Genomic DNA, 14,908 nt, shown 5'->3' with positions numbered 1-14,908 from the left:
ATATTCATATATTTCCAATTACATTCACATGAACCTTAATTCCTATTACCTGAGATCACTTCTTTTGCTTTCGATCTGCCCGCTCCTCTTTTTATGGTTCTTCCCTGAGGGATCTTCTAAACGGCCAATTGCCAACAGCCCGTCTTAACAGCCATTCATCATAACTTAAACAAACAATCATTTATGAGACAAGTATTTACTTTTCTTTTCGTATTCGCATGTTATTTGTCGGGTGCGCAACAAATTATTGTTGAAAAATGGACGCCCATAAATACGTCCCGGTATTATTGGGGCATGACTTACCTGCCCGTCGATTACAATAACACCACGGCCAGTTTTCCATTAATTGTATTTGCCCATGGACTCGGTGAATCGTACGAAGGCACGGCCGACAGTGCAGATGTTCCGGCGCAACTGTATCGCACTGGTATTCCTAAATATGTAAAGGCCGGGAACAATATTCCTTTTCTTGTTTTTGCGCCGCAAACCGCAAACGGGCAATGGAACAATGATGACATATTTAAAATGATCAACGCTTTTAAGGCCAAATACCGCGTTGATCCGAATCGTATATATTTTACCGGCATTAGTATGGGTGGCCGCGCAATAATGAAATACCTGCTTGAAAAACCGAACCCGGCCGACAGCATTGCAGCGGTGGCGCCCGTATCGATGCATTATGAAGTACGTGACTCAACCATTTGGAAAACATTTTCCAGATGGAAACCCAAACAGACCATGCTGGTGATGGGCACTGCCGACAATGCCGCTCCTTATAACAGGTACACGAACAGTATCCGGTACAGGGACTCGATCAATGCCAACGGCGGAATTGCAACTTTAAAGGCTGTACCAGGCGGACACTATGCCGCTGTCTGGGATTCCGTTTATTACAAAGTAACCAAAGTGGCTGATACGCTTGATCTCTACAGTTGGTTACTACAGCACACGTCACGCCCGGTTGTTTCCCCAACCCGCATAAAGATCGAGAAATGGATCCCTGTTAACACCAACCGGTTCTACTGGGGAATGACTTACCTTCCCACCAACTATCAAAACTCCGATAGCGCCTATCCCCTGATCATTTACCTGCATGGCGCCGGACAGGGCTATCAGCAATCCGGCTCAGCCGACAGTACCGACATACCATACTACATGTATAGCACAGGACTGCCTCAGTATCTTGCATTCGGCAATGATATTCCCTTCCTGGTATTTGCGCCGCAGTCGCGCATCGGACAATGGGACTTGCATGACCTGAACAAGATCATCAATTCCTTTAAGGCAAAGTACCGGGTCGACCGTAACCGCATCTATCTTACAGGGGTGAGTATGGGCGCCCGGGCCCTGATAAAGTACTTCCTCGAAACGCCTGCTTACTCAGACAGTATTATAGCAGCAGCACCGCTTGGAACGCATTATATGGCAGCCGATTCAACACACTATAACCTGTCTGATAACTGGGCCGGTAAAAAAATATGGACAACAGTCGGCATAAACGATACGATCAATGACAGATACGACAATTGCGTACGCATCACCGACTCCATTAACGCCAATGGCGGCGAAGCGTGGCTTACCGCCGTTCGCAATGCCGGCCATGATGACGCCGTATGGAATAATGTATACCATAAACGAACCAAGTTTCGCGATTCACTGGACCTGTACGCCTGGTTGTTACGCTACACGCTGGAACCGGCAACTGCCCCGGTCACTACGAAAAATATATTGATAGACGCCGGCAATCCGGCTTATACAACCATTAACAATGCAGGTGTAAAATGGAATAATATTACAAGTGGTTCGCCAGGCGTTTGGATCAGCTCCGTAATAGATACTGCCGGCGTTACACATAACCTGTCTATAAGCGCCGATAAACGGCCGGGCGGCACCTATGCCAATCCGAATGACATATCGGTAAACTCAAATGGCATCGACAGCAGCCTGGGAAAATACCCTGCCAGTGCAGTAAGAGACAATATCTACTTTCACCCTTCTGCGGGCATAGTAACCCTCACGTTTACTATTCCTGCCGGCAAAAAAGCCGATATTACCTTTTGGGGCACCCGCGAAGGTACCGGTCCCCGCATACTGCAGGTACGAAAAGCAGGCGATTCGCTTTGGAAAGAATATGATGGCGCGTACAACCACACAGTGGCCAATAATGCTACACTGACCGATTGTTATGGCACCCAGCTTGTTGAGGCAAGAACCAAGGCAGGAAGTACTTTTGGTCATATCTCAGTTATAGAAATTGCCCTGCGCGATTCAGTCAGCACCTTGAGAACTGCGCAACCATTTATAGCAACCGCACGTTCAGCGCCTGTTAATTACCTCGACAGGACAGTAAAGTTGTTAAATAATCCGGCTAAGGAACAGGCAATCCTGCAAATCAATAATGAATTGACGGGAAAAATGCAAATCACCCTTATCAATGGCGAAGGGAAACTGATCAAAAGCTATTTTACCAATAAACAAACAGGTTATTTGAGCACGGTGATCAACACCAGCGGTCTTTCAACAGGCAGCTACTTTATCCAAATTAAACTGGACAAACAGCATACTACCCGCCGGTTAGTAGTCGTAAAATAACATATTACAGATAGCACTCATTAAAAAGGTCGCAATTTGCGGCCTTTTTTTATCGCTCCCCTTTAGGGCGCTGGTATTTTTTCCCGTTTCCATAAATGCATTTCCCGAAAGCGTAAAGACAACAATTAATCGGTGAATAATTTTGCGTTCCGGCAACGACATTATGTAAAAGCTTTCTGAACGATTCGCCTGTTATTTAATTATCGCTAGAACCCTATTATTTACTATGAACTGTTCAATCAAACTGCGCAGCAGCCTGCTGGTTGCTGTGTTTGCATCGCTTTGTGCACTGCTTTCACCGGAACTTTTGGCCCAGACAAATCCACCTAAAGGGGTTATTTCCGGACAGATCACTACGGCCGACAATGAACCTGCTGAAAGTGTAGCTGTACAACTGGCAGGTACAGACAAGATGACCCTTACCTCGGAAACGGGTTTTTATATTTTCAAGAATCTCCCTGCAGGAACCTATCGCGTTAATGTAACAGTTAAAGGGTATAAACCCCTTGAGACAACGGTAGTGCTTGCAGAGAATGGCAAACAAAACAATATTTCTTTCAAATTGGAACTGTCCGACACGCAGCTGGCCGAAGTAGTGATCAGCGCCGGCGGCCGTTACAAGGTAGATCGCGTTTCTTCTTCACTCCGCTTGCAAAGTTCAATCCTTGAAACCCCGCAGAATATCCAGGTTATCAGTAAAAAAACGATGGCCGATCAACAGGTTTTTGATATCGTTGACGGTATCACCCGTAATGTCAGCGGCGCTTCGCGCATGGGTCACTGGGATAACCAGTATGCCAACATCCGGATGCGCGGCTCCAAGATCCCTGCCTTCCGCAATGGCATGAACATCGAAGCCAGCTGGGGTCCTACTGCTGAAGACGCTTCCATGATCGAGAATATCGAGTTCGTAAAAGGCCCCGCCGGATTTATGCTCGCAGCCGGTGAGCCCGGTGGTTTTTATAATGTAGTTACCAAAAAACCGACAGGCATCAGCCACCAGTCGTTCAGCCTGAGCGCCGGTAGCTTCAGTACTTACCGCGCCACTGCCGACTTCGATGGTAAACTGAGCAAAGACGGCCGTTTGCTGTACCGCCTGAACCTGGCAGCACAGCAAAAAGATTTTCATACCAAATTCAATTTTAATAACCGCGTGGTAATTGCCCCGGTGCTCCGCTACCAGATCGACGACAAAACAGCTGTTACCTTTGAGTATACCTACCAGGCAATTAAATACCTGGCCAACGGCAACTACATGTTCAGCAAAGAAAAGCTGGCCGATGAAAAGGTAGCCAACGATTTCTTCTATACCGATCCCTCTTTACCACCTAACAAGATCAGGGATCATAGCGTATACGTTTACCTTGACCATCAGCTGAACGAACGCTGGAAAGCACATGCACAGGTTGCTTACTTCGATTTCGCCATGGAATCGGGAAGCATGTGGCCCGACAGCATCCTTGACAATGGCGACATGTACCGTTATTACAATATTGGCGATGAAGCCGGTGAGAACCGCTTTGCCCAATTCTCCATCAGCGGCGAAGAATATACCGGTAACGTTCGTCACCGCATACTCGGCGGTGCCGATTTTGGAAATAAAAAGTTCTGGGGCGATTTCCGTTCAGGTAATCCCAACGTTCGCTTCGCCCGCGTAAGAGGTGTAGAACCGGTATTTAACATTTACAATCCTATTTACGGGTTACCTATGGATTCCATTCCGGTGTTCGACCGGTCGATGAACATCCGCCAGCGCGCGGGCGCTACAACATACGCTACCTACACCAATTACGGTTCAGCTTATGTACAGGATGAACTGGGTTTCCTGAACAACAATTTGAGAATATCACTGGGTGTACGTTTTACGTATGCCGAAACGGTAGGTAAGAACAAAGCAGCTGATATTAAAGAGCAGGTATTCACTCCCCGCGCCGGCATCAGTTATTCCATCGACAAACAAACTTCAGTTTATGCATTGTACGATCAGTCGTTTGTTCCGGTGGCCGGTACCGATTCTTCGGGCAATGCGTTCAAACCCATTAAAGGAAATAACATTGAATTCGGCGTGAAAAAAGAATGGTTTGGCGGCCGCTGGGTAAGTGGAGTAAGTGTATACCGGATCACCCGGGAAAATGCACTGGTCACTATTCCCACACCTGCCAGCAATGGCCAAACTTACCAGGAACAATTGGGTGAAACCGAATCAAAAGGAATTGAAGTAGACATCAATGGAGAAGTGGTAAAAGGCCTGAACGTGGTATTGAACTACGCTTATACCGACTCAAAGATCACTAAAGAATCGCCGAATACACCGGATAACAAAAAAACAGTTGGCAACCAAACGCCCAACACCAACCGCCATATTACCAACGGCTGGATAAGCTATCGCTTTAGCAGCGGCGTATTGAATGGTTTTGGCGTGAATGGCGGTATCCAGTGGCTGGCTGATCGTTTTATCGGAACAACAAAAACCCCCAACATGCCTAATTACTTCCGCGCCGATGGCGGCGTTTCTTATCAAAAAGGCAGGTTCGGCGTTTCGATGCTGGTGAATAACCTGCTCGACGACCGCAAACTGCTTACCGCGGGTTCACTGCCCAGCGGAACAGGCAACAGGGCTTTCTATTCTTACATCGTAGAAGCTCGCCGTAACATGAGAATGACATTCACCTATAAATTCTAGTCTGCAGCAACATGAGCAACCAATCCGTTTCCACATCACTGAAAGCTGCTGCACGCAGGAAAAGCGGCAGATCCCTGTTCCGTACCATTAACGACTGGTTGCACCTGTGGCTGGGACTGGTCTCTGGTTTGATCGTTTTCATTGTGAGCATTACCGGCTGTATCTATTGTTTTCAAAAAGAGATCACCAGCCTTACGCAACCTTACCAGTTTGTTAAGGCGGAAGAAAAAGCCTGCCTGAGCCCATCGGTGCTTAAGAAGATCGCCGAACAACACCAGTTTGGCGATAAGGCCGGAAAACCAGGTTCGGTTATCAATGCGGTTCAGTATCCAGGTAAAGGCAAGGCAGCGATCGCTACCTACCGCGATAAAAAAACGGGTTATATGATGATCTACATGAATCCCTACTCGGGAGAAGTGTTGAAAGCAAAAGCGCTGGAAAAGGATTTTTTCCGCATTATGCTCATCGGTCATTTCAACCTGTGGCTGCCGCGCGAAATAGGACAACAGATAGTAAGCTGGAGCACCCTGGTCTTTATTTTCCTGCTCATTTCCGGACTGATCATGTGGTGGCCAAAGAACCTGCGTAAAGCCAATGTAAACAAGAGCTTTAAAATAAAATGGAAAGCGACTTTCAAACGGGTGAACTACGACCTGCATAATGTGCTCGGCTTCTATGTGCTCATAGGCGCGCTCATCATTGCCATCACTGGCATTTACTATGGATTTAAATGGGTGCCCAAATCGATCTACTGGGTTGCTTCCGGCGGCAATAAAATGCCTGAAAGAAGGGCCACTGTATTTTCCGATACTGCGAATATTCCCGCCCAAACCGCCCTGTATTCGGCGGAAGACAGTGTATGGCATAATATGAACCGGGTGTATAAAGGCCAGGGCAGTTTGCAGATCACCTTTGCGCAGAAGTTCAGCGATGCCATCTCCGTTTCGCACAATCCGGAGGAAGGCACTTATTATAAGAACCACACACGGCTTTTCGACCGGTACTCCCTGAAAGAGATCCCCGGCAAAAGCATCTTCAATAAACCCTATGAGCAAGGCAGTGCGGCCGATAAACTGGTGCGAATGAATTACGACATTCACGTAGGCGCTATTGGCGGTATAACCGGTAAGATCATCGCTTTCCTCATCAGCCTGGTATCGGCCAGTTTACCCATCACCGGTTTCATTATCTGGTTTGGAAAAAAACGAAAAGCGAGGAAACCTGCCGCTAAACAAAAACGGATGGTGGAGGAAATGGAACTGGTTTAATTATTCAAACTTCGTTTATTCAAACTGAATAACTTAAGAACTGAATAACTTAAGAACTGAATAACTTAGGAACTGAATAACTGATAATACCAGGGTTCATTATCTTGCAAATAATATGGCAAGCAAAGTAGTGCAAATACTGGGCAGGTTCGGGCTCGACTGGTTCATACTTTCCATTATAGGCATGATCATCCTGGCTTCGCAGTTCCCCGATGCAGGGATCGCGAAAGGGCCATTCTCGATATCGTCCCTGGCCAGTGTGGGCGTTTCTTTTATCTTCTTTTTTTATGGTTTGAAACTTAACCGGCAAAAGCTGGTAGCCGGGCTCAGTAACTGGCGCCTGCATCTGCTGGTACAAGCAGGCACCTTCCTCCTGTTCCCCGTTTTGGTGCTGTTGTTCCGGCCATGGCTCAACCACGGTGAGACCGCCGTATTATGGCTGGGCAGCTTTTTCCTGGCAGCATTGCCGTCTACCGTCTCTTCATCGGTTGTAATGGTGTCAATTGCACATGGAAATATTCCGGCGGCTATTTTCAATGCGAGCATCTCCAGCCTGCTGGGAATTATATTTACACCAGCGTGGATGGCCCTGGCCACCGGAAGCAGCGACCAACGTATAGATATGAGCGATGTAGTGATGAAATTGTTGTTGCAGATCCTGCTGCCGGTTGTGGCCGGTTTACTGCTGAACCCCACGCGTTTGGGCCGGCTGGCAGAAAAGTACAGTAAGCAGTTGAAGTACTTTGATCAGCTTACGATACTCGCTATCGTTTATACAGCCTTCAGCGAATCATTCCACCAGCACATGTTCAGCACCCTGGGGATTGGCGAATTGTTTATCCTGGGCGCCTGTTTGCTGGGCTTGTTCTTTTTTGTATACTTTATAACGGGAACTATAGCGCGTTTACTTCATTTTAACCGGGAAGACAGGATCACCGCTACATTCTGCGGCTCAAAAAAATCACTGGTGCATGGCACAGTGATGGCGAAGGTGATCTTTATGAACAGTCCCCTCATGGGCATCCTGCTCCTGCCCATTATGCTGTATCATGCATTGCAACTTATTGCCGTAAGTATTATAGCGCAAGGCATGTCGCGGCGAAGATAAACAGTCCTGCGCTCATTGATCCTTCTCCAAAGGCCGGATCACCTTGCAGGGGTTGCCGGCGGCAAATACGTCAGCCGGAATATCTTTGGTTACTACACTGCCCGCGCCGATTACAGTGCGGTCGCCAATGCTAACACCCGGACAAATAACCGCACTCCCTCCTACCCATACATCTTCACCGATAGTTATGGGTTTGGCATATTCCAGCCCGGAAGCCCGTTCTTTATAATTGACCGGGTGGGTAGCTGTATAGATTTGCACATTAGGACCAAACAAGGTTCTGCTGCCTATGGTAACCTGCATTACATCCAGTATTACACAGTTGAAATTGAAGAACACGTTGCGGCCTAATTTTATATTATAACCGTAGTCGCAGTAAAACGGTGGTTGCAGCCAAAGTCCTTCCGCTGCGTTGGGCAGCAATTCCTTTAATATGCGGCTGCGTTCTTCCGGCTCATCCTCCCGGCTATCATTGAGGGCTTTGATGAGCAGCCTGGCTTTTAATCTTTCTGCTGAAAGGGTTGGATCGAGCGCATTATAGAGCTCGCCGGCCAGCATTTTTTCTTTTTCGGTCTTCATGATGGAAATTTACTGTAAAAATTGTGCCTGTAAACTGAGCTTGGGATGATATAATTTTTCCCAAATCGTCATCTTGAACGAGCATTTATCATTACATGCCTGAAATGGACCGAAGTTGGCTTGCAATGAATCATTTCCGCGTGTTATGTTATCGTTGCGGGCTGTTATTTCATCGTTGCAGGTTGTTATTTCATCATAACAGCCTGGTATGCGCTCATAACAAGCTGTTATTTCATCATTATATGCTGTTAATACTTCATTGCAAGTGGTAAACTTACAGAAACAGCTTGCAATGACGAAAATACACGCTGCAACGATCAGAAACCAGATGGAAACGATTCGAAGCCAGGTTGAAATGATGAAAATTCACTTGAAATGATCCGATTTCACGCTGTAATGGTAATAAAACCCGTGTATTAATAGCATAACAGGCTGCTATGGTATCATAACAGCCTGTTATGATCCAATTGCAACCTGCTTTCACGCTATTTCGGCTTGCAATGACCAAAAAACAAGTAACAACGGTCCGTTACAGCCAAACAATGATCCGAAGTGAGATGGAAACGATCCATAGCCAGGTTGAAATGATGAAAATTCACCTGGATTGATCCGATTTTACGCTGTAATGTTACCAAAACAGCCTGTATTTGTAGCATAACAGCCTGGTATGGTATCATAACAGCCCGTAATGATCTACTTGCAGGCTGTTTTGACGTCATTACGGCTTGCAACGACCAAAAAACAAGTAACAGCGGCCATTACACGCATACAAAAAAAAAGGCATGTTACCCTGGGTAACATACCTTTTCACTATCATTAAAAACAGCTAGCCGAAATACTGTTGCTTCCAGGCATCGAATGTAGCCTGGTATTTTTCCTGGGCAGGGGCTACGATCTGTTCTGCTTTTTCAATTGGGTCAAGGTTGAACCGCATTTTCAGCCACTTCCTGAAGTTCTTCGCATAGTCACTGGGCTCTTGACCGGCGCCTTTATAATAACTGACTTTTTCATATACGATCGGCTCTACGTCTAGTGTAAGCAATTGCAACAAACCTTTTATATTTTCAGCAACGATATATTCACCACCTTCATCGCCGAAAATTACTACGGGCAATCTATGCAAACCCACGGTATTTTCATATTGCCACAAGGCATAAAATGAACCGCCGCTGTTTGCCTGGGCGAAAGGCATTAATTTGCCAAGGAAAGCCGGATCGTTTGACCATCCATTCTTTAATCCGCTTTTGTCGTCACATAACAGACCGAAACCTTGTGCATAACATTCAAATCCTGCTTCCTCCTGAAATTCCAACAGCTGGCTCAATGCTTCCGGGACCGCTTTCCCATCGAAATTTTTCGAAAATTCCTGTAAAGTTGCCATAAGATCTGATTTAAAAATAATATGCATCCTTAAACGCAGCTGGAAATGCATTATTGCCTAACGCCTAACGCTTAAGGCTTAAGGCTGAAGGCTTAAGGCTTAAGGCTTAAGGCTCATTACGAAAACCGCCTTCGGCGGATGTGGTGTTTTGCCTTCAGCCTTGAGCCCTCAGCGGTATTTGCGTTTTGCCTTCAGCCTTGAGCCCTCAGCGGTATTTGCGTTTTGCGTTTAGCGTTTAGCGTTCAGCGTTTTGCGTTCCGCGTTCAGCGTTCAGCGTTTTGCATAAAAAAGCGGTACATACCTGGCTTTCGCCTGCATGTACCGCGGGAGTGAGCAGGCGATATTCACCGCTCACCAATATGCTGGTCTTTCATATAATGCTACCTTTCCGTTGGCGCCGCTTACCTGGCAAAAAGCGATTCCAGCTTTTTATTCAGCGCTTCGCCGCGCAATCCGGTGGCAACGATCTTTCCCGCCGGATCGATCAGGAAACTGGCCGGTACGGCACGGATGCCATATAAAACGGCCACCTCATTGTTCCAGCCTTTCAGATCAGATACCTGCGTCCAGGGCAGCGCATCTTTTTCAACGGCTTTCAGCCAGTAGTCTTTATTGTTATCGAGCGATACACTGAGGATATCGAATCCCTTGTTATTGTACAGCTGATATTGCTTCAGCAGGTTGGGATTCTCGGCCCGGCAGGGACCGCACCAGCTGGCCCAGAATTCTACCAGTACATAACGGCCTTTATAATCGGCAAGTTGAACCGGTTTTCCATCAGGGGTGCTTTGCGTAAAGTTCTGCGCAGGTTTTCCCTCTTCCACTTTACTCAACAGCTCAATGCGGGCAGCGATCTCCTTACCCACGTTCGTTGATTTTATGGAAGCATCGAGCCCGTTGAACAGCTTAATGCTGTTGGCCAGCGTTATGGTGCTGGTATAGGCCAGTAATTCTTTCGCCGCTATATAACTTTTCGGATGGTCAACAATATACTGGTTCCTCGCCTTGAATTCCCAGTTATACTGGCTGTCGGCCCTGGCCTGCAGTTCCTTGGCAGCCACGGTATCGCCCGCCTGTTTCAGATCATAGGCTTTTTGGTAAACGGCAATCGTTCGCTTGCGGTTATTCATTAACTGTTGGTTAAACATTTCAAATTCCTGCACGACGCCTTTACCGGTCACTTTTGTATTGAACATGGAATCAACATCGCCGGTAATGGTGATAGGCGTATTGTCGATGAACAGGTCGACCTTCACTTTGAACGTTTTTGAAAAAATAAAAGCAGGCACGGGCTCTTTTACATGTCCTTTAAAGGTAAAGCTGCCGTTTGTAACCTTCGCTGTGTCGGTTTTGGATGAACCGAGGGTACCGTAATTCAGGTACACCACGCTATCGGTAAAGTGGGCAAACTTTGCATTTATAGTAAATTGCGGGGCTTTCTTTTGCGCCAGGGCGCTGTGCGTAATTAACAGGAATAATGCGGTCTTCAACAAGGCTGGTCTCATGAAATTGTGTTTAATATTTTTCTACAGAGTAATTAATTTTTAATAGCTATATCAACGGGAGCGCCGGGAATGCCGTCGTACTTCTTAACGATGTCGCCGAATTTGCCGGTGCTTACGTCCAGGAAATACAGGGATCCCTCGATACCTGCCACCAGGGTATTGCCATTATCGATCATCTTCACCATGCTTACCGTTTTGCCACCAAAATCGGTTATCAATGGCCGTATTTCCTGGTTCAATGGATTGTACCGGTAGATCTTATCGCCCGAGTTAAAGTAAAATATTTCGCCTGGTGCGCCTGCCCATCTGGTGAGCGGTGTTATGAGCCCGGGTTGCGCAAATGCACGCTTATATTGGGGCGACAATTGAATAAAGCCCATAAAGTCGGCGCCGAATTTAAGTTCATACAGGGTACCATCGGCCGCTTTACCAAAGGCAAAACAGTTGTTGCCGCCGATCTGTTGAAAATGCAGGAGATCGAGCCCCACATTTTTGGGATCAAAAGGAGTGGTAGTGGTTACCTGGTAATCGGTTCCTATGTAGGCAGGATCGCCGAAGTTGGTAAATGCAACCACCTTTTTAGCTTTACTATCATAGCCAATGATATAGGGCGCCTGGTTGAAGATTACCTGCCTGTATAATTCGTAATCGCCGGCAGTAGGCACACCGAAGTACCCGTATATGGGAAAGCCATAAAATGTTTTCCAGGCGCCTACATATAATTTTTTATTGATCACCCCTCTCAAAACCCCATCTGCCTTGCTTTCCAGTTGTCCGGGCACGGCTGAAGCCGGCGGGTCAAAGAAGTTCTTGCGCAGTGTATTTATCTGGATCAGTGTATTGGTAGCCAGCCGCACTCCGGCATCATTTGTTTCGGTACCCGTGACCCAATAACAAAATGTAGGCTTTGTTGTTAAAGCCTGATGCACCAGGGGAATGATCTGTTGTGGACCGCCCGGCAGATCAACGCCATGGATGGCCCGGTAAACGCGTGAAATAACGGAGCCATCGGGTTTCACGAAATTCAGTTGAGAGGTGTTATTCTCCAGCGTCAATACCAGCGTGCCGACAGAAAATTCTGTTTGACCGTCTATCATAAACTCCCGGAAATATTTCATACCGTTCGAACTGTCGGTGATCGTCATGCGGGCCGCATACTTTTTGGGATCCAGCCCAAATGCATATTTCAGGGGAAATCCTGTTATGACCGTATCGCGAAACTGTTCGGGTATCGAGATTGTCCAGCTATAAAAGAACCTGGCATTGGGATCGGTAGTTGTAACCGTAGGCTGTATGATCAATGTATCGCCTAATGCGACTGTATACAAGGTATCAAGACCTGAAATGGTCGGCGCTACCGGCATATTATACTCGTAATTACCTTTATCTTTATAACAGGCCTGCTGTACCAGCGCGAAGGCTGAAAGCAGTACCAATATTATTTTCTTCATTATAACATTTTTAAAGCAGTTAACACTTAGATCACCAGTCCGCCAAACTCATCTATAAAGAAAGATTTACCGGTGGAGGTTTCCTTCTTATAAATAATGATCTTATCCGGTGTGTTTACATGGTAAAAATCAGAAATACTGTCATTCCTGGGGGTTAGTTTATATCCTTTATCGGGATTAAGCTCCAGCCAGGTTTTCGGCTGGTCTAACAGGATCTTCAGCTTATCTACATAATACGTGTTCCTGGGCGCATCCTCACCTTTGATGGTAAGTTCTTCGGTTGTACCGGCCAGTCGGAACAACATGTGTTTAACCTGCGAATAATAACCACCCAGCCACATATTCCACCATATCGGTTTTTCCAGCCTGTTCGAAAACACCAGCCGTGCCGTGACCGGCGCCATATCGGTTTTAAAATCGCTGGTTGGCGTTAATTGAAAACTCAGGGTAAAAGTTCTATCGACCAGCATGGTATCTGTATTGTACAGGATCACTGGCATAAACGCCGTGCCTGAATCGCTGCTGAATGTATATGATTCTTTCAATGGCTCATAATGCAGGTTAACAAGGGCTGTAGAAGCTGTATCGATCACTTTTACCGCGTACACCCTTTGCCTGTCAACGCGATTGCCCGCGATCTTCAGCGGCACCCAAACGGTGTCCTGTTCTATTCCGGGATGCAGCGCAAATGAATACAGTATGCTGTCTTTATACCCATGGGGTTCAAGATCGAAATATATATTATCAGCGTTACGGTAAGTAACGTTCTCCGCTTTTTTACAGGCTGCCAGTAACGCAACAGCCGCTATAATAGTTATGATCTTCTTCATAAACGGTGCTGGGTTTATCGGTTTCCAAATTCAATTTCATTATCGGGCAAAGGCAGTACAAAAACATTATCAGAAGCCGGGATGCTGCCACGCAACGGCACGTCAATGGCCCGGTTCAGCCGTTTGTACATATATAAGATCTGTCCCTCTGCGAAAAATTCCTTGCGCGCTTCCTTTATCAGCTCCTTCAAAAGGTCTTCTTTGCTGTTCACCGCAAAATCACGGGTAATGCCCCGGTTGAACCGTACGGTTTTTAACAACGCCACCGCCCTGGCCGGATCTGAATCGTACAAACATTCGGAAGCGATGTAATACATTTCGCTGAGCCTTATGGCAGGCGCCATCAGGTAATGCCGGTTCGCTTCAATGTCACGCAAATATTTTTGCAGTTCAAACCAGTCATAAGGGGCTGCACCGCTCACCGGCTTGAACCATTCCTTGAACCGCCGGTCTTCGCCACCTGCGCCTGTTGCCTCATACAAAACATTACCTGCATTTTGTTCTATGAACAGGCTTCTAAGGCCCGTATTGAAATGGTTCTTCATTGTATCGGCCATTTGGGGTATGTACCAGGCGAACACCAGTTCCTTATACATGATCCGGTCTTTTCTCTTTACTTCAGGATCCGTAAAATCATCTACACGGGTAAAAGGGAACTTGTTTGAATTGATCACTTCCAGCGCATTGTTCAGGGCCTCAGTGGTTTTCTCCATATACAAATTCACCCGGGCCAGTTCGGCGCAAATGGCGTAATAGTTCATCCGGTGCCTTCTGTTCTGCATAAACAGGGTGTTTGCCAGTTCTTCCGTACGCACCGTGTCGGTAGGATAACTGGGCTTGTAAGCGGCTGTAAGTATCGGATCAACAGGCCGGATCAGCTCTTTCGCCTGCGACAGGTCGTCTGCTATCTTCGTAAGCACTTCTGTGACGGTTGATGCAGGTGTAACCTGGTTTGAAAAATCAGCCACATAAGGGATGGCTTTGGCGGTTGGCTTGCTTTTGAACGAAGGCGCAAACAAACGCAGCACGTCGAAATGTAAAAAAGCCCTCAATGCCAGCGCTTCCGCCTTGATCAAAGCCCAGCGGTCGGGCGACAGCACCTCTTTACGTGTTTCCAGATTTCTGAGCAGCAGGTTACAGTTAACGATGGCATGGTATAAACCGATCCAGGCCGTATCTTTTCTTACAATGAAATTCCTTTCTTTATAATTGTATTTAGAAGTTTGTACATAGCCCCGGAAGTCATCAGCACCCGGGAAACTGTAGTTCTGCGCCAGCACTTCAGGGAACCCGCAGGTAAGTTCGAACCCATATAAATCTCTGCGGGCGCAGCGTGAATAAACACCGTTCAGACTCTCTTCAAATCCTTCGGCTGTATTAAAAAGATCTGACTCAGGCACCTGCGATACAGGTTTTACATCCAGCCATTTTTTACACGACGATAATGTAAGCACCACGATCGCAAACCAAATAATATTTTTCATCCGTAATTTTTTAGTTGCTTTTTAGTC

At 46.7% G+C, this 14,908-nt stretch carries 10 protein-coding genes; 4 read left to right on the top strand and 6 right to left on the bottom strand.

The genetic code is table 11. The annotated features are described in order from the left end of the window. Positions 1-183: 183 nt before the first annotated feature. From JUB15_RS24890 to JUB15_RS24875, 4 genes are all read left to right on the top strand, one after another. Positions 184-2,592 carry a prolyl oligopeptidase family serine peptidase gene (locus JUB15_RS24890; RefSeq protein WP_207515369.1) on the top strand — a complete coding sequence of 803 codons (2,409 nt, stop codon included), beginning with the start codon at positions 184-186 and terminating at the stop codon, positions 2,590-2,592. Positions 2,593-2,818: 226 nt separating this feature from the next. Then, entirely contained in the window at positions 2,819-5,275 is a 2,457-nt protein-coding gene (locus JUB15_RS24885; RefSeq protein WP_207515368.1) for a TonB-dependent receptor, read from the top strand. 11 nt (positions 5,276-5,286) lie between these two features. Beyond that, positions 5,287-6,543 (top strand): PepSY-associated TM helix domain-containing protein, encoded by a 1,257-nt coding sequence (locus JUB15_RS24880; protein WP_207515367.1) that lies wholly within the window; start codon positions 5,287-5,289, stop codon positions 6,541-6,543. Positions 6,544-6,658: 115 nt separating this feature from the next. Further along, positions 6,659-7,651 (top strand): bile acid:sodium symporter family protein, encoded by a 993-nt coding sequence (locus tag JUB15_RS24875; protein WP_207515366.1) that lies wholly within the window; start codon positions 6,659-6,661, stop codon positions 7,649-7,651. 12 nt (positions 7,652-7,663) lie between these two features. Here the strand turns inward: JUB15_RS24875 and JUB15_RS24870 are convergent, their stop codons facing one another. The 6 genes from JUB15_RS24870 to JUB15_RS24845 all read right to left on the bottom strand — a co-directional run bounded on the left by JUB15_RS24870 (position 7,664) and on the right by JUB15_RS24845 (position 14,881). Continuing rightward, positions 7,664-8,230, bottom strand: coding sequence for a sugar O-acetyltransferase (locus JUB15_RS24870; RefSeq protein WP_207515365.1), 567 nt, complete (start codon positions 8,228-8,230; stop codon positions 7,664-7,666). Between the two features lie 826 nt (positions 8,231-9,056). Then, on the bottom strand, positions 9,057-9,611 hold the full coding sequence (locus tag JUB15_RS24865) for a hypothetical protein (RefSeq protein WP_207515364.1): 555 nt from the start codon (positions 9,609-9,611) through the stop codon (positions 9,057-9,059). A gap of 401 nt (positions 9,612-10,012) precedes the next feature. After that, positions 10,013-11,116: a TlpA disulfide reductase family protein gene (locus JUB15_RS24860; protein WP_207515363.1), complete on the bottom strand. Its 1,104-nt coding sequence runs from the start codon at positions 11,114-11,116 to the stop codon at positions 10,013-10,015. A gap of 32 nt (positions 11,117-11,148) precedes the next feature. Further along, on the bottom strand, positions 11,149-12,567 hold the full coding sequence (locus tag JUB15_RS24855) for a PKD-like family lipoprotein (RefSeq protein WP_207515362.1): 1,419 nt from the start codon (positions 12,565-12,567) through the stop codon (positions 11,149-11,151). 26 nt (positions 12,568-12,593) lie between these two features. Further along, positions 12,594-13,397 (bottom strand): DUF4843 domain-containing protein, encoded by an 804-nt coding sequence (locus tag JUB15_RS24850; protein WP_207515361.1) that lies wholly within the window; start codon positions 13,395-13,397, stop codon positions 12,594-12,596. A 14-nt stretch (positions 13,398-13,411) separates the two neighbouring features. Continuing rightward, the gene (locus tag JUB15_RS24845) at positions 13,412-14,881 is read right to left on the bottom strand and encodes a RagB/SusD family nutrient uptake outer membrane protein (RefSeq protein WP_207515360.1); all 1,470 of its coding nucleotides are present in this window, start codon (positions 14,879-14,881) and stop codon (positions 13,412-13,414) included. Positions 14,882-14,908: the final 27 nt, after the last annotated feature.

This window comes from Longitalea luteola, from assembly GCF_017356035.1.
Classification (GTDB): domain Bacteria; phylum Bacteroidota; class Bacteroidia; order Chitinophagales; family Chitinophagaceae; genus Niastella; species Niastella luteola.
Note: the sequence above shows the minus strand (reverse complement) of the source record. Positions and strands in the feature narration are given on the sequence as shown.

Bases quoted from the DNA above. Each gene is read 5' to 3' on its own strand.
- JUB15_RS24890 (WP_207515369.1), top strand. From the start codon at position 184: ATGAGACAAGTATTTACTTTTCTTTTCGTATTCGCATGTTATTTGTCG.
- JUB15_RS24885 (WP_207515368.1), top strand. From the start codon at position 2,819: ATGAACTGTTCAATCAAACTGCGCAGCAGCCTGCTGGTTGCTGTGTTT.
- JUB15_RS24880 (WP_207515367.1), top strand. From the start codon at position 5,287: ATGAGCAACCAATCCGTTTCCACATCACTGAAAGCTGCTGCACGCAGG.
- JUB15_RS24875 (WP_207515366.1), top strand. From the start codon at position 6,659: ATGGCAAGCAAAGTAGTGCAAATACTGGGCAGGTTCGGGCTCGACTGG.
- JUB15_RS24870 (WP_207515365.1), bottom strand. From the start codon at position 8,230: ATGAAGACCGAAAAAGAAAAAATGCTGGCCGGCGAGCTCTATAATGCG.
- JUB15_RS24865 (WP_207515364.1), bottom strand. From the start codon at position 9,611: ATGGCAACTTTACAGGAATTTTCGAAAAATTTCGATGGGAAAGCGGTC.
- JUB15_RS24860 (WP_207515363.1), bottom strand. From the start codon at position 11,116: ATGAGACCAGCCTTGTTGAAGACCGCATTATTCCTGTTAATTACGCAC.
- JUB15_RS24855 (WP_207515362.1), bottom strand. From the start codon at position 12,567: ATGAAGAAAATAATATTGGTACTGCTTTCAGCCTTCGCGCTGGTACAG.
- JUB15_RS24850 (WP_207515361.1), bottom strand. From the start codon at position 13,397: ATGAAGAAGATCATAACTATTATAGCGGCTGTTGCGTTACTGGCAGCC.
- JUB15_RS24845 (WP_207515360.1), bottom strand. From the start codon at position 14,881: ATGAAAAATATTATTTGGTTTGCGATCGTGGTGCTTACATTATCGTCG.